Annotated in this window: 21 protein-coding genes; 18 read left to right on the forward strand and 3 right to left on the reverse strand. The window is 60.5% G+C overall.

The annotated features are described in order from the left end of the window. The first annotated feature begins 94 nt into the window (after positions 1-94). The 4 genes from IB252_RS18720 to IB252_RS18735 all read left to right on the forward strand — a co-directional run bounded on the left by IB252_RS18720 (position 95) and on the right by IB252_RS18735 (position 6,891). Complete coding sequence (locus tag IB252_RS18720) at positions 95-3,667, forward strand: DUF2339 domain-containing protein (RefSeq protein WP_192409870.1); 3,573 nt, start codon at positions 95-97, stop codon at positions 3,665-3,667. After that, a complete protein-coding gene (locus tag IB252_RS18725; protein ID WP_192409871.1) occupies positions 3,664-5,037 on the forward strand; it encodes a DUF3999 domain-containing protein in 1,374 nt (457 codons plus the stop codon). The genes IB252_RS18720 and IB252_RS18725 overlap by 4 nt, the downstream gene beginning before the upstream one ends. Before the next feature lie 237 nt (positions 5,038-5,274). Then, positions 5,275-6,285, forward strand: a complete 1,011-nt coding sequence (locus tag IB252_RS18730; RefSeq protein ID WP_074872770.1) for a class 1 fructose-bisphosphatase — start codon at positions 5,275-5,277, stop codon at positions 6,283-6,285. A gap of 3 nt (positions 6,286-6,288) precedes the next feature. After that, positions 6,289-6,891 (forward strand): DUF924 family protein, encoded by a 603-nt coding sequence (locus tag IB252_RS18735; protein ID WP_192409872.1) that lies wholly within the window; start codon positions 6,289-6,291, stop codon positions 6,889-6,891. 117 nt (positions 6,892-7,008) lie between these two features. Here IB252_RS18735 and IB252_RS18740 read toward each other — a convergent pair whose 3' ends face one another. Both IB252_RS18740 and IB252_RS18745 read right to left on the reverse strand, forming a co-directional pair. Then, positions 7,009-8,766, reverse strand: coding sequence for a methyl-accepting chemotaxis protein (locus IB252_RS18740; protein ID WP_412548176.1), 1,758 nt, complete (start codon positions 8,764-8,766; stop codon positions 7,009-7,011). Positions 8,767-9,000: 234 nt separating this feature from the next. Beyond that, on the reverse strand, positions 9,001-9,153 hold the full coding sequence (locus IB252_RS18745; RefSeq protein WP_192409873.1) for a hypothetical protein: 153 nt from the start codon (positions 9,151-9,153) through the stop codon (positions 9,001-9,003). A gap of 30 nt (positions 9,154-9,183) precedes the next feature. Between IB252_RS18745 and IB252_RS18750 the strand changes: the two genes are divergently transcribed. Further along, a complete protein-coding gene (locus IB252_RS18750) occupies positions 9,184-9,438 on the forward strand; it encodes a hypothetical protein (protein WP_111449408.1) in 255 nt (84 codons plus the stop codon). Between the two features lie 31 nt (positions 9,439-9,469). Beyond that, positions 9,470-10,039, forward strand: coding sequence for a lipocalin family protein (locus tag IB252_RS18755; RefSeq protein WP_192409874.1), 570 nt, complete (start codon positions 9,470-9,472; stop codon positions 10,037-10,039). A 121-nt stretch (positions 10,040-10,160) separates the two neighbouring features. Here IB252_RS18755 and IB252_RS18760 read toward each other — a convergent pair whose 3' ends face one another. Continuing rightward, positions 10,161-11,525, reverse strand: coding sequence for a formimidoylglutamate deiminase (locus IB252_RS18760; RefSeq protein WP_192409875.1), 1,365 nt, complete (start codon positions 11,523-11,525; stop codon positions 10,161-10,163). Positions 11,526-11,725: 200 nt separating this feature from the next. Between IB252_RS18760 and hutC the strand changes: the two genes are divergently transcribed. From hutC to hutG, 12 genes are all read left to right on the forward strand, one after another. Beyond that, positions 11,726-12,394, forward strand: a complete 669-nt coding sequence (hutC, locus tag IB252_RS18765) for a histidine utilization repressor (protein WP_236713266.1) — start codon at positions 11,726-11,728, stop codon at positions 12,392-12,394. Continuing rightward, positions 12,391-12,960, forward strand: coding sequence for a HutD family protein (locus tag IB252_RS18770; protein WP_192409876.1), 570 nt, complete (start codon positions 12,391-12,393; stop codon positions 12,958-12,960). Before hutC ends, IB252_RS18770 begins: the two co-directional genes overlap by 4 nt. Positions 12,961-13,449: 489 nt before the next feature. Continuing rightward, entirely contained in the window at positions 13,450-15,138 is a 1,689-nt protein-coding gene (hutU, locus tag IB252_RS18775; protein ID WP_033055312.1) for a urocanate hydratase, read from the forward strand. A 149-nt stretch (positions 15,139-15,287) separates the two neighbouring features. Further along, a complete protein-coding gene (locus IB252_RS18780) occupies positions 15,288-16,760 on the forward strand; it encodes a purine-cytosine permease family protein (protein ID WP_192409877.1) in 1,473 nt (490 codons plus the stop codon). A 69-nt stretch (positions 16,761-16,829) separates the two neighbouring features. Beyond that, positions 16,830-17,798 carry an ABC transporter substrate-binding protein gene (locus IB252_RS18785; RefSeq protein ID WP_111449403.1) on the forward strand — a complete coding sequence of 323 codons (969 nt, stop codon included), beginning with the start codon at positions 16,830-16,832 and terminating at the stop codon, positions 17,796-17,798. 70 nt (positions 17,799-17,868) lie between these two features. Further along, a complete protein-coding gene (locus tag IB252_RS18790; RefSeq protein WP_111449402.1) occupies positions 17,869-18,720 on the forward strand; it encodes an ABC transporter permease in 852 nt (283 codons plus the stop codon). Continuing rightward, entirely contained in the window at positions 18,717-19,547 is an 831-nt protein-coding gene (locus IB252_RS18795) for a quaternary amine ABC transporter ATP-binding protein (protein ID WP_052962672.1), read from the forward strand. Before IB252_RS18790 ends, IB252_RS18795 begins: the two co-directional genes overlap by 4 nt. A 174-nt stretch (positions 19,548-19,721) precedes the next feature. Continuing rightward, the gene (gene hutH, locus IB252_RS18800; RefSeq protein ID WP_192409878.1) at positions 19,722-21,245 is read left to right on the forward strand and encodes a histidine ammonia-lyase; all 1,524 of its coding nucleotides are present in this window, start codon (positions 19,722-19,724) and stop codon (positions 21,243-21,245) included. 114 nt (positions 21,246-21,359) lie between these two features. Then, positions 21,360-22,892, forward strand: coding sequence for a histidine ammonia-lyase (hutH, locus tag IB252_RS18805; RefSeq protein ID WP_111449400.1), 1,533 nt, complete (start codon positions 21,360-21,362; stop codon positions 22,890-22,892). A gap of 151 nt (positions 22,893-23,043) precedes the next feature. Beyond that, the gene (locus tag IB252_RS18810; RefSeq protein WP_192409879.1) at positions 23,044-24,453 is read left to right on the forward strand and encodes an amino acid permease; all 1,410 of its coding nucleotides are present in this window, start codon (positions 23,044-23,046) and stop codon (positions 24,451-24,453) included. A 17-nt stretch (positions 24,454-24,470) separates the two neighbouring features. Further along, on the forward strand, positions 24,471-25,676 hold the full coding sequence (gene hutI, locus IB252_RS18815; protein ID WP_192409880.1) for an imidazolonepropionase: 1,206 nt from the start codon (positions 24,471-24,473) through the stop codon (positions 25,674-25,676). A gap of 10 nt (positions 25,677-25,686) precedes the next feature. Further along, on the forward strand, positions 25,687-26,490 hold the full coding sequence (gene hutG / locus IB252_RS18820) for an N-formylglutamate deformylase (protein ID WP_192409881.1): 804 nt from the start codon (positions 25,687-25,689) through the stop codon (positions 26,488-26,490). The last annotated feature ends 158 nt before the right edge of the window (positions 26,491-26,648 follow it).

A 26,648-nucleotide genomic window follows, 5' to 3' on the forward strand; every position in this document is an offset into this window, starting at 1 on the left:
GCTCCCACAGGTTTGTGTGGTTTCACACTAAACTCAGCCAGATGCTGCTTTACCCGGATTCGCCCCGCAGCGGGGCCGCTTAGGGATATCGACCATGCAATGGATGTTCATGCTGATAGGGCTGGTGCTGGGCTGGGTACTCGACGAGTCGTTCAGCGATGCGCTGCTGGGCGCGCTGCTCGGGTTGGGTATTGGCCAGGCCATTCGCATTGGCCGTCTGGGTTCACAGGCTGCCGAGCAACGTAAGCTACTTGATCAGGCTCAGATCGCGCTGAATGCGGTGCAGCAACGGCTGTCATTGCTGGAAGTGTCAGGCGTCAAGACGCAGGAATCCCACGAGCCCGAGCCGTCTCCTGAGTTCACGCTCGACGAAATCCCTGCCGAAGCCCCGGAGCTGATCTGGGAACTCCCTCCCGAACTGGAACCGATTACCGCGGCGGCCGCCGAAGCGAGTCGTCCAGTGCCCGTCGATACCTGGAAACCCGAACCGGTCGCCCGCGAACCACAACAACCCGCCATCCCGCGTGGCCCGAACTTCATCGATCGCGCCATCAGTGGCGCCCGCAACTGGCTGTTCGGCGGGAACACGGTGCTGCGGGTCGGTGTGGTGCTGTTGTTTCTCGGCCTGGCCTTCCTGCTGCGTTACGCCACCGAAGGCATGGTGGTGCCGATCGAGTTGCGTTACGCCGGTGTTGCGGCGGCGGCATTGGGGCTTCTGGGGCTGGGTTGGTGGCTTAGAACACGCAACAGCCATTTCGCGTTGATGTTGCAGGGCACCGGGATCGCGGTGCTGTACCTGACCGTGTTTGCCGCGATGCGCCTGCATCCGCTGCTCGACCCTACGGCGGCGTTAGGCCTGCTGGTCGCGGTGACGGTGTTCTCGGCGATTCTTGCCATCACCCAGGATGCCTTGGGCCTGGCTGCCGCTGCGGCGTTGGGCGGTTTTGCCGCGCCGATCCTGACCTCCACCGGCGCCGGCAACCATGTCGCGTTGTTCAGCTACTTCGCCTTACTCAACGCCGGCATCCTCGCCATCGCCTGGTTCAAGGCCTGGCGGTTGCTCAACCTGATCGGCTTCGTCGGCACCTTCGGCATCAGTTTCGCCTGGGGCCTGCGTTCCTATGCGCCGGAGTTGTTGTGGAGTACCGAGCCGTTCCTGATTGTGTTCTTCCTGATGTACCTGGCCATCGGTCTGCTGTTCGCCCGGCGCAAGTTGCTGGAAATGAGCGACGCCCCCGAGGATGGCAGCCGTGAGGCGCTGCTGCATTGGTCGGCGCGCAAGGGCGATTACGTCGACGGCACGATGCTGTTCGGTCCTCCGTTGGTGGGCTTCGGCTTGCAGTTCGCGTTGGTCCAGCACTTGGAATTCGCCTCAGCCTTCAGCGCGTTGGCGTTGGGCATGATTTACATGGGCCTGGCGCGGCTGCTGATGGGCGGACGAGCGTTGCTGTTGGCGGAAACCTGCCTGGCGCTGGGGGTGATCTTCGCCAGCCTGGCGATTCCGTTGGGGCTTGATGCGCGCTGGACTGCCGCCGCTTGGGCCGTCGAAGGCGCCGGCATCTTCTGGCTGGGCCTGCGTCAGCAACGACCGCTGGCCCGAGCCTTTGCCTTGCTGTTGCAGCTGGGCTCGGCCCTGGCCTTCCTCAGTGAACTGCGAATCGGCGAGAGCAGCCTGCTCGACGGTGCGCCGCTCGGCGCGTTGATGCTCGGCGTGGCGTTGTTGTTCAGCTTCTACCAGTTGCGCAAAGCCTTGCCCGAGCAGACGTCGGACTGGGAGCGCAAAGGGCTGCCCGTGTTGGCCTGCCTCGGTTTGACCTTCCTTTATCTGCTGGCGCCGTTGTTCTTCTTCACTCACGGCACGGCGATCAGTTGGGCGCTGGCGGGGTTGGCGACCTTGTTCGTTGGCTTGCGTCTGCAGTCGCGCACCTTCCTGTTCACCGCATTCGCCGTGCAGTTGCTCGGCGGTGCGTTGTTCCTGCTGCGGCTGCAAGGTTCGAGCGGTGAGTCTGGCGCTGTGTTCAACGCGGGTTGGAGCGGATTGCTGAGCGCGTCGTTGATCGGTCTGGCGCTGATCGCTGGCATGTTGCTGGCGGCGCGCGATGAGATGGTCCGAAGCGACGTGCGATTGCTGCGCGGCTTGTCGGTGGTGCTGTTGGCCGGTCTGGTGTTGATCAATCTGGCGGTGCTGTTCGTCCTGCCTTGGCAAACGGCGAGTGCAGTATGGGCGGCCAGCGGTCTGTTCATCATCTGGCTGAGTCTGTACCTGAAGCAGCGCGTGAGTTTTGTCTTCGGTTTGCTGTTGCAGGTGATCGGTGGCGCGGCGTTCCTGATGGCCGGGCCGGATTTGCTCGGACCGCTTGCGAGCGAAGGGTTGAAACCTCTGGCTCACAGCGGTTTCTGGACGCCGCTGGTGTTGGGTTTGGCTGCGATGGTGGGCGCTTGGCGCTTGCAGCTCGGCAATCATGCGTCGGCCTTCGATGGGCTGAGTTTGCAGCGTTTGTCTGAAGTGCTGCTGGTGTGGGGCGCGGGTTGGTGGGCGCTGGCGTGGGTCAGTGAGGTGCTGCGCTTCGCACCGTTGAATCTGCAAGCGACGTTGTTGCTGGCCGTTGCGGCGCTGAGCGTGGCGCTGTGGACGGTGTTGGCGTTGCGTTTGAAATGGTCGTCGCTGGGCTTGCTCTGCACCTTGCTGATGCCTGCGGCCGGTTTGGTGTTATTGGCTGCGTGGCACTCGCGTTATCACCCGGCGGCCAATTTTGGTTGGCTGGTATGGGCGGCCGTGTTCGTTGTGCACTTCATCTCCCTGCGGCGTCTGGCGCCGATGTTGCCGGCGCGCGCCCTCAGTACCGCGCACGTGCTCGGCTGCTGGCTGTTGATCGGTGTGTTGGCCCTGGAGCTGCGTTACGGCCTGTTGCTGTTGTCCGAGCAGTACAACGCCTGGCGCTGGTTGGGTTGGGCGATTCTGCCGAGCCTGTATCTGGTACTCGCGGCCGCACCCCGTGCCTGGCCATGGCCGGTGTCGACTTATGCCCGCGAATACCGTGTCTATGCCGCCGCACCATTGGCATTGCTCATGCTCGGCTGGTTCTGGCTGGCGAACATCGTCAGCGACGGCACCGCCGAGCCGTTGCCTTACGTGCCGCTGATCAACCCGCTGGAGCTGGGTCTGCTGTTTGCGCTGTTCGGCGTCTACGTATGGTCCCGCAGCGCCGTGACGCAACTGGCGATTCGCAAGGACTATGCTGAACACGCCACGCAACTGATCGCTGGCGCCTCGCTGTTTGTGTTCTTCACGGCGCTGGTGATGCGCACGGCCCACCATTGGGGCGGTGTGCCGTTCGAGCTGGATACGTTGCTCGAATCCATGCTGGTGCAGGCCGGTCTGTCCATCGTCTGGACCTTGATGGCGCTGAGTCTGATGATCGGCGGTCATCTGCGTCATCGCCGTGAAGTCTGGCTGATCGGTGCGGCGCTGATTGGTGTGGTGGTGGCCAAACTGTTCTTTGTCGAATTGAGTAACCGCGGCGGACTCGCCCGGATCGTCTCGTTTATCGGCGTTGGCGTGTTGCTGTTGGTAGTGGGCTATTTCGCCCCGTTGCCGCCCAAGCGCTTTGATGCTGAGCCGGAGGCTGAAAAACCGGCCCCGCAAACCGAAGGAGTGTCGTCTTGAGTCAGAAGCTGAACCTGGTCTGGTTGGGCGCTGTTGCGCTGGGTGTGGCGCTGTCGGCCAGTGCCCAGGAAAAACTGGCGGACTTCGCCACGCAGGTGCCGTTGTCGGTCAGCGGCGACGGCCCGTGGTATCGCCTCGAATTGCCGTTGAGCGTGCAATTGAATGCGCGGCAAACCGATCTCAGTGATGTGCGCGTGTTCAATGCCGCCGGAGAGGCGCAGGCGTATTCCCTGGCGCGCGCGCCGGCGCAGACCAGCGAAAACCGTACCCTGACCGACGTGAAATGGTTCCCGCTGTACAACTCGGCAGACTCCACCGAGCACGCACCGAGCGTGCGGGTGCAATCGAGCGCCAACGGCACGCTGGTCGAAGTACAACCGTCCAGTCAGCTGGAGGCGGGCGAAGAAATGCTGCGCGGCTGGTTGCTCGATGCCAGCAGCATCAAAGCTCCGTTGCAGCAGTTGATCCTCGACTGGACCAGCGAACGCGACGGCTTCCAGCGTTTCACCATCGAAGCCAGCGACGACTTGCAGCATTGGCAGTCTTGGGGTGAAGGTCAGGTGGCGCGTCTGACGTTTGCTGACGAACAGGTCGAGCAGCATGAAGTCGCCCTGCCGGGTCAGTCGGCCCGCTATCTGCGCTTGCTGTGGAGCACGCCGCAATCGGCACCGACGTTGACTTCGGCGCAGCTGCAAAGCGCCAAGACCCGCAATCTGCCGCTACCGCTTGTCTGGTCGCAACCGCTGGCCGGCAGCAGCGTGAAGGCTGGTGAATACACTTGGCAATTACCCATGGGGCTGAATGTCGAGCGCTTGCAGGTCGAGTTGAGCCAGCCCAACAGTTTGGCGCCCGTGACCTTGTCCGGTCGTCGGGAAAGCAGCCTGCCGTGGCAGCCGATGAGCAGCGGTTTGCTCTATCGCTTGACCCAGAATGGCCAGGACGTGGTGCAGAACGAATTGCAGCTGTCGGGGCAAATCGTTCAGCAGTTGAAGCTGACGGTGGACGAGCGCGGCGGTGGTCTGGGGGCAGAGGCGCCGACAGTGCGATTCGCCGTGCGCTCCATTCAATTGGTGTTCCTGGCGCGCGGGGCGGGGCCTTATACGCTCGCCCTGGGAAGTGCCACGGTAAAGGCGGCGAGCCTGCCGCTGTCGACGTTGATTCCGGATTACAGCGCTGCAAAGTTGGCGACATTGGGCAAGGCTACGGTGGACGGCGGGGCGGTGGCCACACCCGCGTCGACCGTGACAACGGCTGCGACGATCGACACAAACTGGAAGAAAATCGGGCTGTGGGCGGTGTTGCTGCTCAGTGTTTTGTTCCTGGGCGCGATGGCGTTCAGTCTGTTGCGCAAGCCGCCGGTCAAGCCTTGAAGGCGGGTGCTGCGCACCCAATCGCGAGCAGGCTCGCTCCCACAGTGGAATGCGGACCCTGTGGGAGCGAGCCTGCTCGCGAAGGCGGTTTATCGGTCGGTAAAGAACCCGGATTCGAACTACGCTCAACCGGGCGCATGAACTCTATTGGATGTAACACGTCTGATAGGAGGAAATGCGCCCTGACTCGCGTTAAACTGCGCGGGTTTTTAGCCCCCCATTCCACCGGAGCCTTCCATGTCCCGCGTTACCCTGAGTCGCTATTTGATTGAGCAGACCCGTAGCAACAACACCCCTGCCGATCTGCGTTTCCTGATCGAAGTGGTGGCGCGTGCTTGCAAAGAGATCAACCACGCCGTGTCCAAAGGCGCCCTCGGTGGTGTTCTGGGCAGCATGGGCACCGAAAACGTTCAAGGCGAAGTGCAGAAGAAACTCGACGTGATTTCCAACGAGATCTTGCTCGAAGCCAACGAATGGGGCGGTCACCTGGCTGGCATGGCGTCCGAAGAAATGGACAACGCCTACCAGATCCCGGGCAAATACCCGAAAGGCGCGTACCTGCTGGTTTTCGACCCATTGGACGGCTCGTCGAACATCGATATCAACGCGCCGGTCGGTACTATCTTCTCGGTGCTGCGTTGCCCGAACGAATACCTGAGCCAAAACGAGCCCTTGAACGAAAAGGCTTTCTTGCAGCCAGGCACTGAGCAAGTGGCTGCCGGTTACGCGATCTACGGTCCACAGACCATGTTGATCCTGACCCTGGGCGACGGCGTAAAAGGCTTCACCCTGGACCGCGAAATGGGCAGCTTCGTCCTGACCCATGAGGACATCAAGATTCCGGAGTCCACTCAGGAATTCGCGATCAACGCCTCCAACCAGCGTCACTGGGAAGCGCCGGTACAACGCTACGTCAGCGAATTGCTGGCGGGCGAAGAAGGCCCGCTGAAAAAGAACTACAACATGCGCTGGGTCGCCGCGATGGTCGCCGACGTGCACCGCATCCTGACCCGTGGTGGCTTGTTCATGTACCCACGCGACAGCCGCGAGCCGTCCAAGCCGGGCAAGCTGCGTCTGATGTACGAAGCCAACCCGATGTCGTTCCTGGTTGAACAGGCTGGCGGCGCTTCCACCGATGGCCATCAGCGCATCCTCGACATCAAGCCTGACGGCTTGCACCAGCGTGTCGCGGTGTTCCTCGGTTCGAAAGAAGAAGTCGAGCGCGTCACGGCTTACCACAAGGAATAAACCATGACCGCGCCCTGGCAGCCGTTGCTCGAATGGTGGTTCGGAACATTCGAATCCCCCAGCGAAATAGCGGCTGACAAGGGCAAGTTATGGTTCGGCAAGCGCGACAGCCAGGACCTCGAAGCGCAGACGCGTTTCGGGGACTGGGTCGAGCAGGCACTGGCCGGCGGATTGACCGAGTGGGCGCAACGCCCCGAAGGTTGGCTGGCCCTGGTGCTGCTGCTCGATCAGCTCCCGCGAATGATCTTTCGCGACACTCCCAAATCCTTTTCAGGCGATCTCAGGGCTCAGGCACTGGTGGCGCAAGGCATTGCTGCGGATTTCGATCGGCAGTTGCAGCCGATCCAACGGGTATTCATCTACCTGGTGTTTGAGCATTGCGAGAATCTGGCAGTGCAGAACGAAGCGGTTTCAAGGTACATCGATCTGGTTGCTCAACAGCCGGAAGCTGAACGGGCACTGTTTACCGATTACCTGAATTACGCCGAAAAGCATCAGAAGGTGATTGCGCGGTTTGGGCGGTTTCCGCATCGCAATGCGGTGTTGGGGCGGGAGTCGACGGCTGAGGAATTGGCGTTTCTTTCGGGGCCTGGTTCTCGCTTTTAGTTTTCTGCTGTAGCTGATGCCGCCATCGCCAGCAGGCTGGCTCCCACATTTGGTTTGTGTCGTTCACAAATCCCCTGTGGGAGCCAGCCTGCTGGCGATGGGGCCAGTAAAAGCAGCTTATATCCTGAAGCTGCCGACCAACTGCTTCAACCGCGCCGCCTGCTGCTCAAGATCCGCACACGCGCGCAACGTCGACTGCAAGTTCTCCACGCCTTCCTGGTTCAGCGTGTTGATCTCGGTAATGTCGACATTGATCGACTCCACCACCGCCGTCTGCTCTTCTGTCGCAGTGGCCACCGACTGGTTCATCCCGTCGATCTCACCGATACGCTGGGTCACGCTGCCCAGACGTTCACCCGCCTGGTTGGCGATGCCAACGCTGCTTTCGCTCTGACGCTGGCTGTCGGTCATGGTGATCACGGCTTCCCGGGCGCCGACTTGCAGCTCCTCGATCATCTTCTGCACTTGCTGCGCCGAATCCTGAGTCCGGTGCGCGAGGTTGCGCACCTCGTCCGCGACCACGGCAAAACCGCGACCGGCTTCACCGGCTCGGGCCGCTTCGATGGCGGCGTTGAGTGCCAGCAGGTTGGTCTGCTGGGAGATGCTGGTGATCACTTCCAGAATCTGCCCGATGTTCACGGTGTTGCTGTTGAGCGTTTCGATGTTGCCGCACGAATCGCTGATCTTCGCCGAGAGCTGCTGCATCGCCGCGATGGTTTTATCGACGACTTGCTGGCCGTCCTCGGCCAATGCGCGAGCATCGCTCGAATGCTGAGAGGCGAGGGCGGCGTTCTGGGCGATTTCCTGGGCGGCGGCGCCCAGTTCGTTGATAGCGGCGGCGACGCTGCTGGTGCGCGAGGCTTGCTGGTCGGAGTTGAACATCGACGAGTTCGACGCCGCCACCACACGCAAGGCGACTTCGTTGACCTGGCCGGTGGCCGAGGACACTTCGCGAATCGACGTATGAATACGCTCCACAAAGCGGTTGAAGGAGGTGCCCAGTGCACCGAATTCGTCCTGGCCGTGAATCGTCAGGCGTTTGGTCAGGTCACCTTCGCCTTCGGCAATGTCATGCATCGCGCGGCCCATGGTCAGCAGCGGCTGCATCAGGAAGCTGATCAGCATGCCCAGCAGCGCGATGATGATCACCACGGCAATGACCATGGCGATGATCGCCGAGGTGCGGAACTCGCTGAGCATCGAGAATGCGGTGTCCTGATCCAGCACCAGCGCCACGTACCAGTCTGCCGAGGGCACACCGTTGACGTGGGTAAAGGAGATGAACTGACGCTTGCCTTCGATCTCGACTTCTTTCATGCCCGGGCTGACTTTCGGCGCGCCGTTCGGATAGGCGTCGGTCAGGCTCTTGAGCACCAGTTTGCTGTCCGGGTGGATCAGGATCTTGCCGTCGGCGCTGACGATAAACGCGTGGCCGTGGCCGCCGAAGTTCAGCGAGTTGATGATCGCGCTGACGCTGGACAGGTCGATGTCTGCGCCAGCGACGCCGATCATTTGATTCTGATATTTCACCGGGGTGGCAACGGTGATCACCAGTTTGCCCGACGACGCGGCGATGTAAGGTTCGGTGACGATGGTCTGTTGCGCACCGTTGGCCGCCTTGTACCAGCCACGGGCGCGGGGGTCGTAATCCGCTGCACGATTGCCGGCCGGGACCGAGAACATCACGCCGTCGGTGCCACCGAAATAACTCAACTGAAAATTAGTGGTGTAGGCCGGCAGATCGATGGCGCGCTTGAGGTTGGCCTGGGCGCTGCCGTCCACGGCGATCTGCTGGGACAGCGATTGCAGCAACTGCATGCGGCTTTCCAGCCAGGTCTGGATGTTGCTGGTGGTCAGGCTGCCGAGTTCCTGCATCGAGGATTCGGTACTGCTGCGCAGGGTTGCCGCTGGCGGTAGTCGTTGAAGAGGATGAAACAAGCGAATGCAACGGCCACCACGAGGGCGGCAGCCAACAAGATCTTGTGGCTGAACTTCATGTTTCTGGTCATTAAATGAGTTACCGCGGAGGGGCTGGTCAACAAAGGGGCGTCAATTTGCCACAGTCGTGGGCGTTGCGCTGCTTTTATGTCGACTGGCCGACGCCAAAGATTAGGTGGTTTTTGCGAAAACCGACGAAATACCCAATAGCGAAAGTAAAGTTGCAGATTTTCCAAATAAGGCAGACGAGCGGCCTGATAAATAGCCGGCCGGCCAGGGAACCAGATAGGGGTTTTCTCTTCTAAGCTTCAGCTTGGCAGCCATGCCATTCCCCTTCGCCCCAGGAGCTACACCATGTCGCTGCGTTCTATTGCTCTGCTTTCGTTCTGCGTGTTGTTGGCCGCTTGCAGCAAGATCAATCAGGAAAACTACTCGAAGCTGTCGTCAGGCATGCCCAAGGCCGAAGTAGAAGCCTTGCTGGGTAAACCCGCCGATTGCTCGGGCGCGCTTGGCATGTCCAGCTGTACCTGGGGCGACAAGAACAGCTTTATCAGCGTGCAGTACGCCGGTGACAAAGTGCTGATGTTTTCCGGCCAAGGCCTGAAGTAAACCGGGGTTATACGCCCACGGGAGAAAAATAATGAAGCGGTTACTGATAGTCCTTTTAGCCGGCCTGGTATTGGCCGGCTGCGCCACCTCTGGCGTAGATCCGTTGGCACCGAAAACTGCCAATAGCGTCAATCTCAAGAAGTACCAAGGGACCTGGTACGAGTTGGCTCGTCTGCCGATGTATTTCCAGCGCAACTGCGCGCAATCCGAAGCCCATTACACGCTCAAGCCTGACGGCACGGTGTTGGTGCACAATCGCTGCCTGACGGCGGACTGGCAATGGGAAGAGGCCAAAGGCGTGGCCTGGCCACAGGAACCGGGCAAAACCGACAAGCTGTGGGTCGAGTTCGATACCTGGTTTTCGCGGCTGATTCCGGGTGCGGCGAAGGGAGAGTACTGGGTGTTGTACGTCAGTGATGACTACAAGACCGCCATTGTTGGCGATCCGAGCCGCAAGTATCTGTGGCTGCTGTCACGGACCCCGACGGTCAATGGCGTCGTGCGTGAGGAACTGCTGAGCAAGGCGCGTCAGCAAGGTTACGACACCACGCGGCTGATCTGGCGCGCGACAGATACGCAGATGGCCAAGACCTCGAACTGACAGTCACCGAAAACCCAATGTGGGGGCGAGCCTGCTCGCGATAGCGGCCTGTCAGTCAACATTGATGTTGAATCTGGCGGCCCTTTCGCGAGCAGGCTCGCTCCCACAGTTGTTTCCGGTGTTAACCCAACAAATCGCGCAGGACTTGGGTGAAGGCCCGATTGCTCTCTTCTTCGTCCGCATGGCGCCCGTCGCGCACAACCCACTGGCCATTGACCAGCACATCGCGCACCTGGCGATCACCGCCGGCAAACAACCAACGATTGAGAATCCCGTCGCCACTGGCTGTCGCCAGGTACGGATCGTTGCCATCCAGCACCAGCCAATCCGCACGTTTGCCAACTTCCAGCGCGCCAATCGACTGACCCAGCGCTTGAGCGCCGCCATCCAGCGCCGCGTCGTACAGCGTGCGGCCGACCATCGGCTGATCCGCGCCATACAAACGGTTACGGCGTTGGTCGCGCAGACGCTGGCCGTATTCCAGCCAGCGCAATTCTTCCACCACGCTCAATGACACATGGCTGTCGGAACCGATGCCCATGCGCCCGCCCTGAGCGAGGAAATCCACTGCCGGGAAAATCCCGTCGCCCAGGTTGGCTTCGGTGGTCAGGCACAAGCCGGCGATGGCGCGACTCTTGGCCATCAGCGTGACTTCTTCCGGGTTGGCGTGGGTGGCGTGAACCAGGCACCAGCGCTGATCGACTTCGGTGTTCTCATACAGCCATTGCAGCGGACGGCGGCCGCTCCAGCTCAGGCAGTCATCGACTTCTTTCTGCTGCTCGGCGATGTGGATGTGCACCGGGCACTGCTTGTCGCTGGCGGCCAGCACTTCGCTGATCTGCTGCGGTGTTACCGCGCGCAACGAGTGGAAACACAAACCCAGCGACTGCGCCGGTTGCTGCGCCAGCATCGGCTGCAAGCGCGACTGAAGCTTGAGGTAGTTTTCGGTGCTGTTGATAAAGCGGCGCTGGCCTTCGTTCGGGGCCTGGCCGCCGAAACCGGAATGGCTGTAGAGCACCGGCAGCAGGGTCAGGCCGATCCCGGCGGAACTGGCGGCGTGGCTGATGCGCAGGGCCAGTTCGGCCGGGTCCGCGTAAGGCTGGCCGTTGGTGTCGTGGTGTACATAATGAAATTCCGCGACCGAGGTGTAACCGGCCTTGAGCATTTCGATGTACAGCTGACGGGCGATGATGCCGAGTTGATCCGGGCTGATTTTTCCGACGAGGCGATACATCAAATCGCGCCAGGTCCAGAAACTGTCATTCGGATTACCCGCCACTTCCGCCAGTCCGGCCATGGCCCGCTGGAAGGCGTGGGAGTGTAAATTCGGCATACCCGGCAGCAGCGGACCGCTAAGCCGTTCTGCGCCATTTGCGTTGGAATCGGCCTGGATATGGGTCAACACGCCATCGGCGCTGACCTCAAGACGTACATTGTTGGCCCATCCACTAGGCAGCAGCGCGCGTTCGGCAAAGAAGGCGGACATGGTTCAGCACCCCATCGTGTGTTATTTGTATATACATATACAGACGTTTGCCTGCTCGGTAAACTCCGGCAAGCTAGCAATCTCTAACAAATGAACAAGGATTAACCGTGCCAACTCCGTCTGCCACATTGCCGCCGAATGCCAATCTGAGCGCCAATCTGGGCGACAGTCCGGCGCCCTTGTACGCCCGCGTCAAACAGATGATCACCCAGCAAATCGACAGTGGAAACTGGCCGCCGCACTACCGCGTTCCGTCGGAAAGCGAGCTGGTCAACCAGCTGGGGTTCAGCCGTATGACCATCAATCGCGCCCTGCGCGAAATGACCGCCGACGGTCTGCTGGTGCGCATGCAGGGTGTCGGCACGTTCGTCGCCGAGCCGAAAAGTCAGTCCGCGCTGTTTGAAGTCCACAACATCGCCGACGAAATCGCCTCCCGTGGCCATCGCCACACCTGCAAGGTCATCACCCTCGAAGAAGAGGCTGCCGGTTCCGAGCGGGCACTGGCCCTGGACATGCGTGAAGGCCAGAAAGTCTTTCACTCGTTGATCGTGCATTTTGAAAATGATATCCCGGTGCAAATCGAAGACCGTTTCGTCAACGCATTGGTAGCACCGGACTACCTCAAGCAGGACTTCACCCTGCAAACGCCATACGCCTATCTAAACCAGGTCGCGCCGCTGACTGAAGGCGAGCACGTGGTCGAAGCGATTCTGGCCGAAGCCAGCGAGTGCAAGTTGCTGCAGATTGAAAAGGGCGAGCCGTGCCTGCTGATTCGCCGCCGCACCTGGTCCGGCCGTCAGCCAGTGACCGCCGCCCGTTTGATCCACCCCGGTTCCCGTCATCGTCTGGAAGGTCGGTTTCATAAATGAATCAAGTAAAGGTTCTACGCGCAAAAGATTACCCGCGCATGCCGTGGAAAAACGGCGGCGGCAGCACTGAAGAAATCACCCGTGATGGAGGTGCCGGCCTTGAGGGTTTCGGCTGGCGTCTGTCGATTGCCGACATCGGCGAGTCGGGCGGCTTCTCGACATTCGCCGGCTATGAGCGAGTGATCACTGTGCTGCAAGGCGACGGCATGACCTTGCGGGTTGATGGTCAGGACACTCGGCCATTGTTACCGCTGGAGCCCTTTGCGTTCAGCGGCGAGAGCCAGGTTTCCTGCACCTTGCTCGGTGGGCCGATCCGCGACTTCAACCTGATTTATGCACCGCAGCGTTATAGCGCGCGGTTGCAGTGGCTGGATGGCGAGCAGCGGTTTTTCAGCTCGGCAGGCTCCGTGCTTGTGTTCAGTGTCACCGACGAACTTGAAGTGAAGGTCGGTAACAGTGCCTCGCAACTCGGTCGCCATGATTGCCTGCAACTCGACGGTAACGCCGGCCTGCTGGAAGTCTCCAGCAATGGCCCATGCTGCGTGATCGAACTGACTGCACGCTGATTAACTGCTGAAGCAATCTAATGTGGTGAGGGGATTTATCGAAACGTCGCACCGCCCCGTTGGGTCGCGAAGCGGCCCCAAAAAAGGTCTGCTGCGCAGCCCAACGGGGATAAATCCCCTCACCACAGAGCAGCCTTCTACCCCTGTTTCCCATCGCGCACCATTTTGTTACCGAACGCCCCAGCGTGGCGCAAAAACCCGCTCAAGTAACAGCTGTCATCCCCTCACAAAATCCCCCCGAAAAATTTCATCTTTGCCAGAACCCTTGATCCAGGCGCTTTCCAGCCTTTCAGAACTTTTCTTGAGCACGCATTCAGCAAGTTGGCCGCTTGATTGCATATGCTTGTATGTACAAGTAAAGACGTATGCGTATGAGTCGATCGAGACTCCTCGCAACGTCCACTGATTCGCTTGTGTCGCGTTGACGCGCACAGGCTGGCTTACCCACCGCCAGGGTTGGTTTGGATTGATCGCTGAGGAGTCTTTTTCGTGACTGACAATACCCAGAAACCTACTAAATACCGCAATGTAGAAATCCGTGCCGCACGCGGTAACAAGCTGACCGCCAAGAGCTGGCTGACTGAAGCGCCGCTGCGCATGCTGATGAACAACCTCGACCCGGAAGTCGCCGAGAACCCTAAAGAACTGGTGGTTTACGGTGGTATCGGTCGTGCGGCACGTAACTGGGAATGCTACGACAAGATCGTCGAAAGCCTGACCAACCTGAACGACGACGAGACCCTGCTGGTGCAATCCGGCAAGCCGGTCGGCGTGTTCAAGACCCACAGCAACGCCCCGCGCGTACTGATCGCCAACTCCAACCTGGTGCCACATTGGGCGAGCTGGGAACACTTCAACGAACTCGACGCCAAAGGCCTGGCCATGTACGGCCAGATGACTGCCGGCAGCTGGATCTACATCGGCAGCCAGGGCATCGTTCAAGGTACGTACGAAACCTTCGTCGAAGCCGGTCGCCAACACTACAACGATGACCTGAAAGGTCGTTGGGTCCTGACCGCAGGCCTCGGCGGCATGGGCGGCGCTCAACCTCTGGCCGCGACCCTGGCTGGCGCCTGCTCGCTGAACATCGAATGCCAACAGGTCAGCATCGACTTCCGTCTGAACAGCCGTTATGTCGACGAGCAAGCCACCGACCTCGACGACGCGCTGGCCCGTATCGCCAAATACACCAAGGAAGGCAAAGCGATTTCCATCGCCCTGCTGGGTAACGCGGCTGAAATCCTGCCGGAACTGGTCAAGCGTGGCGTGCGCCCGGACATGGTCACCGACCAGACCAGCGCCCACGACCCGCTCAACGGTTACCTGCCAGCCGGCTGGACCTGGGAAGAGTACCGCGCTCGCGCCAAGACCGAGCCTGCTGCCGTGGTCAAGGCCGCCAAGCAATCGATGGCTGTACACGTTAAAGCGATGCTCGAATTCCAGAAAATGGGTATTCCGACCTTCGACTACGGCAACAACATCCGTCAGATGGCTCAGGAAGAAGGCGTCGAGAACGCATTCGACTTCCCGGGTTTCGTACCGGCTTACATCCGTCCGCTGTTCTGCCGCGGTATCGGTCCGTTCCGCTGGGCTGCGCTGTCGGGCAACGCCGAAGACATCTACAAAACCGACGCCAAGGTCAAAGAACTGATCCCGGACGACGCGCACCTGCACAACTGGCTGGACATGGCGCGCGAGCGCATCAGCTTCCAGGGTCTGCCGGCACGTATCTGCTGGGTTGGCCTGGGCCTGCGCGCCAAGCTCGGTCTGGCGTTCAACGAAATGGTTCGCAGCGGTGAATTGTCCGCGCCAATCGTGATCGGTCGCGACCACCTGGACTCCGGCTCGGTAGCCAGCCCGAACCGCGAAACCGAATCCATGCAAGACGGTTCCGATGCCGTGTCCGATTGGCCACTGCTCAACGCTCTGCTCAACACCGCGAGCGGCGCGACCTGGGTTTCCCTGCACCACGGCGGCGGCGTCGGCATGGGCTTCTCCCAGCACTCGGGCATGGTGATTGTCTGCGACGGTACTGACGAAGCGGCAGAGCGTATCGCTCGCGTCCTGCACAACGACCCGGCGACTGGCGTTATGCGTCACGCCGATGCGGGTTACCAGATCGCGATCGACTGCGCCAAGGAACAGGGGCTGAACCTGCCGATGATTACCGGTAAGTAAACAACCCTGTGGGAGCGAGCCTGCTCGCGATGAGGGCGGAACATTCAACATCTGCGTTGACTGAAAAACCGCTATCGCGAGCAGGCTCACTCCCACAAAAGCCAACACCAACAACCGGCATACCTAAAACAATCCACAGAGGTTGAATCATGGCTGTTAACAGCGATCGTGCAGGCAGCAAACCGTTGATCGAGAAACGTTCGATCGACTACATCCCGGAAGCGGAAAGACACGGTCGTCTGTTGAGCCAGTTCACCCTGTGGATGGGTGCCAACCTGCAAATCACCGCGATTGTCACCGGGGCCCTGGCCGTGGTGCTGGGCGGTGACGTGTTCTGGTCGTTGATCGGTCTGTTGATCGGTCAACTGCTCGGCGGTGGCGTAATGGCACTGCATGCGGCGCAAGGGCCCAAGCTTGGCCTGCCGCAAATGATCTCCAGCCGGGTGCAGTTCGGCGTTTATGGCGCGGCCATCCCGATCGTGCTGGTGTGTTTGATGTACCTCGGTTTCACCGCAACGGGCACCGTGCTGTCCGGTCAAGCGCTGGGCCAGTTGTTTGATGTCAGCGACAGCGTCGGCATCCTGATCTTCGCCAGTGTCATCGTGCTGGTCACGGTGCTTGGTTATCGGGTGATCCATTGGATCGGCCGTGTTGCCAGTGTCATTGGCGTGATTGCTTTTGTTTATCTGTTCAGCCGTCTGATGAGCCAGGTTGATGTTGGCGCACTGTTGCAAATCCGCCACTTCAGCTGGAGCAGTTTCCTGCTCGCGGTATCGCTCGCGGCGTCCTGGCAGATCGCCTTCGGTCCTTACGTGGCTGACTACTCTCGCTACCTGCCGAGCAAGATTTCCTCGGTGAAAACTTTTTTTGCCGCAGGCGCAGGTTCGGTCATTGGTGCGCAGGTAGCGATGGTCCTCGGCGTGTTCGCTGCCGCATCGGCCAACGGCCAATTTGCCGGTCACGAAGTCGCCTACATCGTCGGTCTGGGCGGTACCGGTGCCACCGCTGCGCTGCTGTATTTCAGCATCGCGTTCGGCAAGGTCACCATCTCCACGCTGAACTCCTACGGCAGCTTCATGTGCATTGCGACCATCATCAGCGGTTTCCGTGGTGACCTGAAGGTATCGCGCTTGCAGCGTCTGGTCTTCGTGCTGGTCATCGTCGGTGCTGCGACCCTGATGGCGCTGCTCGGTCAGCACTCGTTCCTCGGTGCATTCAAGTCCTTCATCCTGTTCCTGCTGGCGTTCTTCACGCCATGGAGCGCGATCAACCTGGTGGACTACTACTGCATCACTCGCGAGCGCTATGACGTGCCGGCACTGGCCGATCCGAATGGTCGCTACGGCCGTTGGAACGCCCTCGGTATCAGCGTCTATGTCTTCGGTGTGCTGGTGCAGCTGCCGTTTATCTCCACCAAGTTCTATACCGGTCCGCTGGTGGCGGCCCTGGGTGATGTGGATATTTCCTGGATCATCGGTCTGGTGATTCCCGCAGCCCTGTATTACGTGTGTGCGAAAAAATGGCACAGCGCAGTTCCCGATCACCTGATCCTGCCGATCGAGCAGGACAGCGATGCAGCACCTATAACAAGCGGGGCCGGTCGCGCTGCGGCGCAGGCCTGATTGGACGTGGACAGGGCTGGATGCCTCTTGACTGCCGTAAGCCAACTCATGATTAGGAGCGTCACTACAATGAAATCGAACAAGACCCTGCTGACCACATTGCTTTCCATGGGCCTGCTGGCCAGCGCCGGCGCCACTCAGGCGGCGGGTTGGTGCGAGTCGGGCAAACCGGTGAAATTTGCCGGCCTGAACTGGGAAAGCGCCATGCTGCTGACCGACGTGCTGCAAGTCGTGTTGGAGAAAGGCTACGACTGCAAGACCGACAGCCTGCCGGGCAACTCCATCACCATGGAAAACGCCCTGAGCAGCAACGATATTCAAATCTTCGCCGAAGAGTGGGTCGGCCGTAGCGAAGTCTGGAACAAGGCTGAGAAGGCCGGCAAAGTTGTCGGTGTCGGCGCGCCTGTCGTGGGTGCTGTCGAAGGCTGGTACGTGCCGCGTTACGTGATCGAAGGCGACGCCAAGCGCAAGCTGGAGCCTAAAGCCCCGGACCTGAAAGCGATCGCCGATCTGGGTAAATACGCTGCAGTGTTCAAGGACGCCGAAGAACCCTCCAAGGGCCGTTTCTACAACTGCCCGGCTGGCTGGACCTGTGAGCTGGACAACAGTGAAATGCTGAAAAGCTACGGCCTGGAAAGCACCTATACCAACTTCCGTCCGGGCACCGGCCCGGCGCTGGATGCCGCGGTGCTGTCGAGCTACAAGCGTGGCGAGCCGATCCTGTTCTACTACTGGTCGCCAACCCCGCTGATGGGCCAGGTGGATCTGGTCAAACTCGATGAGAAACCAGGCGTGAACAAGCAAGTGACCATCAAGGTCGGCCTGTCCAAGACCTTCCACGAGCAAGCCCCGGAACTGGTGGCTGTGCTGGAAAAGGTCAACCTGCCAATCGACCTGCTTAACCAGAACCTCGGGCGCATGGCCAAAGAGCGGATCGAGTCACCAAAACTGGCCAAGATCTTCTTGAAGGAACATCCTGAAGTCTGGCACGCGTGGGTGAGCGACGACGCAGCCAAAAAGATCGACGCGGCCTTGTAGGTTGAGCCTCTCCGACTGCCCTGAGCGGCAGTCGGATGCTTGATCGCAACCCCTTGATTGAGAGTCTCTTATGTTTCCCGAAAGCTTTACCTTTTCCATCGCCGACTGGGTCAACAGTTGGGTCGATTCGCTGGTCACCAACTACGGCGACGTGTTCCGGCACATCTCCGACACCCTGTTGTGGGCCATCGTCAATCTTGAAGGGCTGCTGCGTGCGGCGCCCTGGTGGCTGATGCTGGCGATCGTGGCGGGCGTTGCCTGGCACGCGACCCGCAAAGTCGTGACCACCGCCGTGATCGTAGGCTTGTTGTTCCTGGTGGGCGCGGTCGGCCTCTGGGACAAGCTGATGCAGACCCTGGCGCTGATGATGGTGGCGACCATCATTTCGGTGATGATCGGCATTCCACTGGGCATTCTTTCGGCGCGCAGCAATCGCCTGCGTTCGATCTTGATGCCGCTGCTGGACATCATGCAGACCATGCCAAGTTTCGTGTACCTGATCCCGGTGCTGATGCTGTTCGGCCTGGGCAAGGTCCCGGCGATTTTCGCCACCGTGATCTACGCCGCACCACCGCTGATCCGCCTGACTGATCTGGGCATTCGCCAGGTCGACGGCGAAGTGATGGAAGCGATCAACGCCTTCGGTGCCAACCGCTGGCAGCAACTGTTTGGTGTGCAACTTCCGCTGGCCCTGCCGAGCATCATGGCCGGGATTAACCAGACCACCATGATGGCCCTGTCGATGGTAGTGATTGCCTCGATGATCGGTGCCCGTGGCTTGGGTGAGGACGTGTTGGTGGGGATTCAGACCCTCAACGTTGGACGTGGTCTTGAGGCCGGTCTGGCGATCGTGATTTTGGCTGTGGTCATCGACCGTATTACTCAGGCGTATGGTCGGGCACGGCATGAGGTGAGCAAATGAACAACGAAGCCATCAGCAAGATCGAAGTCAAAAACGTCTTCAAGATTTTCGGCAACCGTTCCAAGGATGCGCTGGCCATGATCGGCCAGGGCAAGACCAAAGACCAGGTATTGGCCGAAACCGGCTGCGTAGTCGGCGTGAACGACCTGTCGCTGAGCATCGGCACCGGCGAGATCTTCGTGATCATGGGCCTGTCGGGTTCCGGCAAGTCGACCCTGGTGCGCCACTTCAATCGCCTGATCGACCCGACCAGCGGCGCGATCCTGGTGGACGGCGTTGACATCCTGCAATACGACATGGAAGCCCTGCGCGAATTTCGCCGGCACAAGATCAGCATGGTGTTCCAGAGCTTTGGCCTGCTGCCGCACAAGACTGTGGTGGATAACGTTGCCTACGGCCTGAAAGTGCGTGGCGAGACCAAGCAAATGTGCTCCGAGCGTGCGTTGCACTGGATCAACACCGTGGGCCTCAAGGGCTACGAAAACAAATACCCGCATCAGCTCTCGGGCGGCATGCGTCAGCGTGTGGGCCTGGCTCGCGCCTTGGCGGCGGACACCGACATCATACTGATGGACGAGGCGTTCAGCGCCCTCGACCCACTGATTCGCGCGGAAATGCAGGACCAGTTGCTGGAGCTGCAAAAGACCCTGCACAAGACCATCGTCTTCATCACCCACGACCTCGACGAGGCCGTGCGCATCGGCAACCGCATTGCGATTCTCAAGGATGGCCGCCTGATTCAGGTGGGTACCCCAAGAGAGATCCTGCATTCGCCGGCGGATGAGTATGTCGACCGGTTCGTACAGCGTCGGGCTGCGGTGGTCTGAGGTTGTGGCGAGGGGATTTATCCCCGTTGGGCTGCGAAGCGGCCCCAAAACCTACCACCACAGTTTCTCAGGCATAACGCGTGTAATGGTTTTACGACTGCTACGCAGCCGAACGGGGATAAATCCCCTCGCCACAAGGTTCCAGTAGTCAACAGAATTTGTATGAGGCTCCAGATGTCCCAGGCTGAAAAAATCGTTATCGCCGACGCCCCGTTGCGTTGGCAGGATGTGGTTGCCGTCGCCCGCCATGGCGCACAGCTTGAGCTGTCACCACAGGTCTGGGCGCGGATCGAAAATGCCCAGGCCATCGTCCAGCGCATCGTCGTCAGCGGCGAGCGCGCCTATGGCGTCAACACCGGCCTCGGCGCGCTGTGCAATGTCTCGCTCAAAGACGAACAACTCAGCCAATTGTCGCGCAACACCCTGCTCAGTCACGCCTGTGGCGTCGGCGCCCCCTTGGCCGACGAACAGACCCGCGCAATCATCTGCGCTGCGATTCGCAACTACAGCCACGGCAAATCCGGCATTCATCGCCGGGTGGTCGAAGCCCTGTTGGCGCTGCTCAATCGCGGCATCACCCCGCAAGTGCCGTCCCAGGGTTCGGTGGGTTACCTGACCCACATGGCCCACATCAGCATTGCGCTGCTGGGTGTCGGCACTGTCAGCTATCGCGGGCAGATCGTTTCCGCGCAGCAGGCGCTGGCCGAAGAAGGTCTGCAGCCGGTTCAGCTCGGCGCCAAAGATGGCCTGTGCCTGGTCAACGGCACGCCGTGCATGTCCGGCCTCAGCTGTCTGGCACTCGCCGACGCGACACGTCTGCTGCAATGGGCCGACGTGATCGGTGCCATGAGCTTCGAAGCCCAGCGCGGTCAGATTGCCGCGTTCGATGCCGAGATCATCGCGCTCAAACCGCATCCAGGCATGCAGCAAGTCGGCATCAACCTGCGTGCGTTGCTCGATGGCAGTGAAGTGATCGCCAGCAGCAAAGGCATTCGTACTCAGGATGCGCTGAGCATTCGCTCGATTCCGCAAGTTCACGGCGCCGCTCGCGATCAGCTCGAGCACGCGAAAAAGCAAATCGAAACCGAACTCAACTCGGTCACCGACAACCCGATGCTGCTGGGTACGCCGGACGACTTCCGCGTGATGTCCCAGGCTAACCCGCACGGTCAATCCGTGGCCTTGGCGGCGGATTTGCTGGCCATCGCCATGGCTGAAATCGGCTCCATCGCCGAACGTCGCCTGGACCGCTTGATCAACCCGCATGTCAGCGGTTTGCCGGCATTCCTGGTGGCCAACCCGGGGGTTAACTCCGGGATGATGATCGTTCAGTACGTCGCCGCTTCGCTGTGTGCGGAAAACCGCCAGTTAGCGCAACCGGCGGTACTCGACAACTACGTGACCTCTGGCCTGCAGGAAGACCACTTGAGCATGGGCACCAACGCCGCGCTGAAGCTTCATCGCGCGCTGGAAAACTGCACGCAGATCCTTGCCATCGAGTACTTGCTGGCGGCTCAGGCGTTTGAGTTCTTGAAAGAGCAACGCTTCGGGGCCGGCACCGATGCTGCCTGGCGCCTGCTGCGCGAGCGAGTCCCGGCCTACGATCAGGACCGCTGGCTGGCACCGGACATCGCCAGTGCCGCCGCCGTTTTGAAAGACCCGATTTTGCTGCACAAAGTGTTACCGAACCTGAACTGATTTCCACCACACCAGCGTGCCAAGGCGCGGCTCCCCAGAAGGCGAGACGCGACGGACAACGGACATCTCCGGAGCGTCTGGTGAGTTAATAAAAACTCTCAAAAGGAGCACGAAATGACTGCGTTAAACCTTATTCCCGGCCAACTGAGCCTTGCCCAACTGCGTGATGTTTATCAGCAACCGGTCAAAATCACCCTCGACAACAGTGCCTCGGCCCAGATCGAAGCCAGCGTTGCCTGCGTGGAACAGATCCTCGCCGAGAACCGCACCGCTTATGGCATCAACACCGGTTTCGGCCTGCTGGCTTCGACCCGTATCGCCAGCGAAGACCTGGAAAACCTCCAGCGCTCGCTCGTTTTGTCCCACGCTGCCGGTGTTGGCGAGCCGATCAGCGACGCGCTGGTTCGACTGGTCATGGTGCTCAAGGTCAACAGCCTGAGCCGTGGTTTCTCCGGCATTCGTCGCGTCGTGATCGACGCCCTGATCGCCCTGATCAATGCCGAGGTTTACCCGCACATTCCATTGAAAGGTTCAGTCGGTGCATCCGGCGACCTGGCGCCTTTGGCCCACATGTCGCTGGTGCTGCTGGGCGAAGGCAAGGCTCGCTACAAAGGCGAGTGGATGGAAGCCACCGAAGCACTGAAAGTGGCCGGTCTGACCCCGTTGACCCTGGCGGCCAAAGAAGGTCTGGCGCTGCTCAACGGCACTCAGGTGTCCACCGCTTACGCGCTGCGTGGTCTGTTCGAAGGCGAAGACCTGTTCGCCGGCGCCCTGGCCATTGGTGGCATGACGGTTGAAGCGGTATTGGGCTCGCGCTCGCCGTTCGACGCCCGCATCCACGCCGCTCGTGGCCAGAAAGGCCAGATCGACGCCGCTGCCGCTTACCGCGATCTGCTGGGCGAGCGTAGCGAAGTATCCGACTCGCACCAGAACTGCGAAAAGGTCCAGGACCCGTACTCCCTGCGTTGCCAGCCGCAAGTCATGGGCGCCTGCCTGACTCAGTTCCGTCAGGCCGCCGAAGTGCTCGCCATCGAAGCCAACGCCGTTTCGGACAACCCGCTGGTATTCGCCGCTGAAGGCGACGTGATCTCCGGCGGTAACTTCCACGCCGAGCCGGTCGCCATGGCTGCCGACAACATGGCCTTGGCCATCGCTGAAATCGGTTCCCTGAGCGAACGTCGTATCTCGCTGATGATGGACAAGCACATGTCGCAACTGCCGCCGTTCCTGGTGGCCAATGGCGGTGTGAACTCCGGCTTCATGATCGCCCAGGTGACTGCTGCGGCACTGGCCAGCGAGAACAAGGCGCTGTCCCATCCGCACTCGGTGGACAGCCTGCCGACTTCCGCGAACCAGGAAGACCACGTATCCATGGCGCCGGCTGCCGGTAAACGCCTGTGGGAAATGGCCGAAAACACTCGCGGCGTCCTCGCGGTGGAATGGTTGGCGGCGGCTCAGGGCCTCGACCTGCGTGAAGGTCTGAAGACCTCTGCGAAGCTGGAAAAGGCTCGTGCCATCCTGCGTGCCGAAGTGCCGTTCTATGAGAAAGACCGTTTCTTCGCACCGGACATCAATGCGGCGAGCGAGTTGTTGGCGACGCGTTGCCTGAATGAGCTGGTTACGGCGAAGTTGCTGCCTAGTCTGTAACGGCTCCTTCTCTGATGATCGTTCCCACGCTCCGCGTGGGAATGCCTCTTGGGACGCTCCGCGTCCAGTGACGCAGAGCGTCACGGGGCTGCATTCCCACGCAGAGCGTGGGAACGATCATGTCGCCAATAAGAATAATTAAGGACGAGCAATGCAACAGCCAGAAAAAGGTTTGAAACGCGGGCTCTCTGCCCGACATATTCGCTTCATGGCGCTGGGGTCGGCGATCGGCACCGGGCTGTTTTACGGTTCTGCCTCGGCCATTCAAATGGCCGGTCCTGCGGTCCTGCTCGCTTACCTGATCGGTGGCGCGGCGGTGTTCATGGTCATGCGCGCCCTCGGCGAGATGGCGGTGCACAACCCGGTGGCCGGCTCTTTCGGCCACTACGCCAGCACGTATCTTGGGCCGATGGCGGGCTTCATCCTCGGTTGGACCTACGCGTTTGAAATGGTCATCGTCGGCATGGCCGACGTCACCGCATTCGGTATTTACATGGGCTTCTGGTTTCCGGAAGTCGCCCGCTGGATCTGGGTACTGGGCATCGTTTCGGTGGTCGGCGGCCTGAACCTGTGCAACGTCAAAGTCTTCGGTGAAATGGAGTTCTGGCTGTCGCTGCTCAAGGTCGCGGCCATCGTCGCGATGATCCTCGGTGGCTTCGGCATCATGTTGTTCGGTATCAGCACGGCGCCGGGCGCCCAGGCGACCGACATCAGCAACCTCTGGAGCCATGGCGGCTTCATGCCCAATGGCGTGGGCGGCCTGATCGCTTCGTTTGCGGTAGTGATGTTTGCATTTGGCGGCATTGAAATCATCGGCGTGACCGCCGGTGAAGCCAAAGACCCGCAGCGCGTGCTGCCCAGGGCGATCAATGCCGTACCGTTGCGTATCCTGCTGTTCTACGTGCTGACGATGTTCGTATTGATGTCGATCTTTCCATGGCAGCAGATTGGCAGCCAAGGTAGCCCGTTCGTGCAGATTTTCGACAACCTGGGGATCAGCTCGGCGGCGACCATTCTCAATATCGTGGTGATCTCGGCGGCAGTGTCGGCGATCAACAGTGACATCTTCGGTGCGGGCCGCATGATGTACGGTCTGGCCCAGCAAGGGCATGCGCCCAAGGGCTTTGCCCGCTTGTCGCGCAATGGCGTGCCATGGATGACAGTAGTGGTAATGAGTGTCGCGTTGCTGCTGGGCGTGCTGCTGAATTACCTGATTCCGGAAAACGTATTTCTGTTGATCGCCTCCATCGCAACCTTCGCCACTGTATGGGTCTGGTTGATGATTCTGTTCACCCAAGTGGCCATGCGTCGCTCCATGAGTGCCGAGCAGGTCGCCCAACTGAAATTCCCGGTGCCGTTCTGGCCCTATGCGCCGATGGCGGCGATTGCCTTCATGCTGTTCATCTTTGGCGTGCTGGGCTATTTCCCGGACACCCAGGCGGCTCTGATCGTCGGCGTGGTCTGGATTGTATTGCTGGTGCTGGCCTACCTGACGTGGGTGAAACCGGCGGCAGGCAAGGCAGTACCGGTGGAGCGGGAACCTTCTTTTTCTCATCGATAACCTAACGGAGGCCACGGATGAAAACTCTCTGGCAACACTGCCACGTCGCAACCATGGCGCAAGGCGCCTACTCGATCATCGAGGATGCGGCCATCGTGACGTCAGGAGCGCACATTGAGTGGATCGGCCCACGCGCTGAACTGCCGGCGGGCGAGTACCCGGCAGTCAATGATCTTAAAGGGGCCTGGGTGACGCCGGGCCTGATCGACTGCCACACCCACACAGTGTTCGGCGGTAACCGCAGCGGTGAATTCGAACAGCGTCTGCAAGGCGTCAGCTATGCAGAAATCGCAGCGGCCGGTGGTGGCATCGCCAGCACCGTGCGCGCCACTCGCGCGGCCACTGAAGATGAACTGTTCGCCAGCGCCGCCAAGCGTCTGAAGAGCCTGATGCGCGACGGCGTGACCACCGTCGAAATGAAATCCGGCTACGGCCTGGACCTGGCCAGCGAACGCAAAATCCTGCGGGTCATCCGCCGTCTCGGCGCCGAACTGCCGGTCAGCGTGCGCAGCACGTGCCTGGCCGCTCACGCTTTGCCGCCGGAATACGCGGACCGTGCCGACGACTACATCGATCACATCTGCGCCGAGATGCTCCCGGCCCTGGCCGCCGAAGGGCTGGTGGATGCGGTGGACGCGTTCTGCGAATACCTGGCGTTTTCGCCGGCGCAGGTCGAGCGGGTGTTCATCACCGCGCAGAAACTCGGTTTGCCGGTGAAGCTGCACGCCGAACAGTTGTCGTCGTTGCAGGGTTCGAGTCTGGCCGCGCGTTACCACGCACTGTCGGCCGACCACCTGGAATTCATGACCGAAGACGACGCCATCGCCATGGCCAAGTCCGGCACCGTCGCGGTGTTGCTGCCCGGCGCCTTTTACTTCCTGCGGGAAACCCAATTGCCGCCGATGGAGGCGCTGCGCAAACACGGCGTGAAAATCGCCATCGCCAGCGACCTCAACCCAGGCACCTCGCCGGCACTGTCGTTGCGTTTGATGCTGAACATGGCGTGCACCTGTTTCCGTATGACCCCGGAAGAAGCCTTGGCGGGTGCAACGATTCATGCCGCTACCGCGCTGGGCATGGCTGAAACCCACGGTTCGCTGGAAGTCGGCAAGTGTGCAGATTTCGTCGCCTGGCAAATCGATCGTCCGGCCGACCTGTCGTACTGGCTGGGCGGTGACCTGGAAAAACGCGTCGTGCGTCACGGCGTTGAAGTGAGCATTTAGGAGAACAGTTGTGGATAAGGTTCTGAACTTCAAACAAGGTCGCGTACCGCTGCTGATCAGCATGCCCCACGCCGGCCTGCGCCTGACCCCGACGGTCGAAGCCGGGTTGATCCCCGACGCGAAAAGCCTGCCGGACACCGACTGGCATATCCCGCAGCTTTACGAATTTGCTGCCGAGCTGGGCGCCAGCACCTTGGCCGCCGAGTACTCGCGTTTTGTCATCGACCTGAATCGACCGTCTGACGACAAGCCGTTGTATGCCGGCGCGACCACCGGTCTGTACCCGGCGACGCTGTTCGACGGTATTCCGTTGTTCCACGAAGGGCATGAGCCATCGGCCGCAGAGCGCGCGACTTACCTGGAGCAGATCTGGACGCCGTACCACACGACCTTGCAGCAGGAACTGGCGCGACTGAAAGCCGAGTTCGGCTACGCGCTGCTGTTCGATGCGCACTCGATCCGCTCGATCATCCCGCACCTGTTCGACGGCAAGCTGCCGGACTTCAACCTCGGCACCTTCAACGGCGCCAGTTGCGATCCACAGTTGGCCACTCAACTGGAAGCCATCTGCGCGCGCCACGGCGATTACAGCCATGTGCTGAACGGTCGCTTCAAGGGCGGCCATATCACCCGGCATTACGGCAATCCGGCCGAAAACATCCATGCGGTGCAACTGGAGTTGGGCCAGTGCACGTACATGGAAGAATTCGAGCCGTTCCGTTATCGCCCGGACCTGGCGGCGCCGACGCAGGTGGTGCTCAAGGAATTGCTGCAAGGCCTGCTGGCCTGGGGCGAGAAACACTACAGCGCATAACCCGTGTGGGAGCGAGCCTGCTCGCGATGAGGTCATAACATTCAATATCGATGTTGACTGTTACACCGCAATCGCGAGCAGGCTCGCTCCCACAGTTTGGGGTTCTTCTCGATACCTTTCCGGAACAGTCGCCACCGTGCAAAACACGGTCGCTACAG

The sequence above is a fragment of the Pseudomonas sp. PDM10 genome (genome assembly GCF_014852295.1).
Classification (GTDB): Bacteria; Pseudomonadota; Gammaproteobacteria; order Pseudomonadales; family Pseudomonadaceae; genus Aquipseudomonas.

What these genes read in the sequence shown, in the direction of transcription:
- IB252_RS18790 (WP_111449402.1), top strand. Translation starts at nt 17,869, where the DNA reads ATGTTTCCCGAAAGCTTTACCTTTTCCATCGCCGACTGGGTCAACAGT.
- IB252_RS18750 (WP_111449408.1), top strand. Translation starts at nt 9,184, where the DNA reads ATGTCGCTGCGTTCTATTGCTCTGCTTTCGTTCTGCGTGTTGTTGGCC.
- IB252_RS18810 (WP_192409879.1), top strand. Translation starts at nt 23,044, where the DNA reads ATGCAACAGCCAGAAAAAGGTTTGAAACGCGGGCTCTCTGCCCGACAT.
- IB252_RS18730 (WP_074872770.1), top strand. Translation starts at nt 5,275, where the DNA reads ATGTCCCGCGTTACCCTGAGTCGCTATTTGATTGAGCAGACCCGTAGC.
- IB252_RS18740 (WP_412548176.1), bottom strand. Translation starts at nt 8,766, where the DNA reads ATGCAGGAACTCGGCAGCCTGACCACCAGCAACATCCAGACCTGGCTG.
- hutI (WP_192409880.1), top strand. Translation starts at nt 24,471, where the DNA reads ATGAAAACTCTCTGGCAACACTGCCACGTCGCAACCATGGCGCAAGGC.
- IB252_RS18760 (WP_192409875.1), bottom strand. Translation starts at nt 11,525, where the DNA reads ATGTCCGCCTTCTTTGCCGAACGCGCGCTGCTGCCTAGTGGATGGGCC.
- hutC (WP_236713266.1), top strand. Translation starts at nt 11,726, where the DNA reads ATGATCACCCAGCAAATCGACAGTGGAAACTGGCCGCCGCACTACCGC.
- IB252_RS18785 (WP_111449403.1), top strand. Translation starts at nt 16,830, where the DNA reads ATGAAATCGAACAAGACCCTGCTGACCACATTGCTTTCCATGGGCCTG.
- IB252_RS18795 (WP_052962672.1), top strand. Translation starts at nt 18,717, where the DNA reads ATGAACAACGAAGCCATCAGCAAGATCGAAGTCAAAAACGTCTTCAAG.
- hutH (WP_192409878.1), top strand. Translation starts at nt 19,722, where the DNA reads ATGTCCCAGGCTGAAAAAATCGTTATCGCCGACGCCCCGTTGCGTTGG.
- IB252_RS18780 (WP_192409877.1), top strand. Translation starts at nt 15,288, where the DNA reads ATGGCTGTTAACAGCGATCGTGCAGGCAGCAAACCGTTGATCGAGAAA.
- hutH (WP_111449400.1), top strand. Translation starts at nt 21,360, where the DNA reads ATGACTGCGTTAAACCTTATTCCCGGCCAACTGAGCCTTGCCCAACTG.
- IB252_RS18755 (WP_192409874.1), top strand. Translation starts at nt 9,470, where the DNA reads ATGAAGCGGTTACTGATAGTCCTTTTAGCCGGCCTGGTATTGGCCGGC.
- IB252_RS18770 (WP_192409876.1), top strand. Translation starts at nt 12,391, where the DNA reads ATGAATCAAGTAAAGGTTCTACGCGCAAAAGATTACCCGCGCATGCCG.
- IB252_RS18745 (WP_192409873.1), bottom strand. Translation starts at nt 9,153, where the DNA reads ATGGCTGCCAAGCTGAAGCTTAGAAGAGAAAACCCCTATCTGGTTCCC.
- IB252_RS18720 (WP_192409870.1), top strand. Translation starts at nt 95, where the DNA reads ATGCAATGGATGTTCATGCTGATAGGGCTGGTGCTGGGCTGGGTACTC.
- IB252_RS18735 (WP_192409872.1), top strand. Translation starts at nt 6,289, where the DNA reads ATGACCGCGCCCTGGCAGCCGTTGCTCGAATGGTGGTTCGGAACATTC.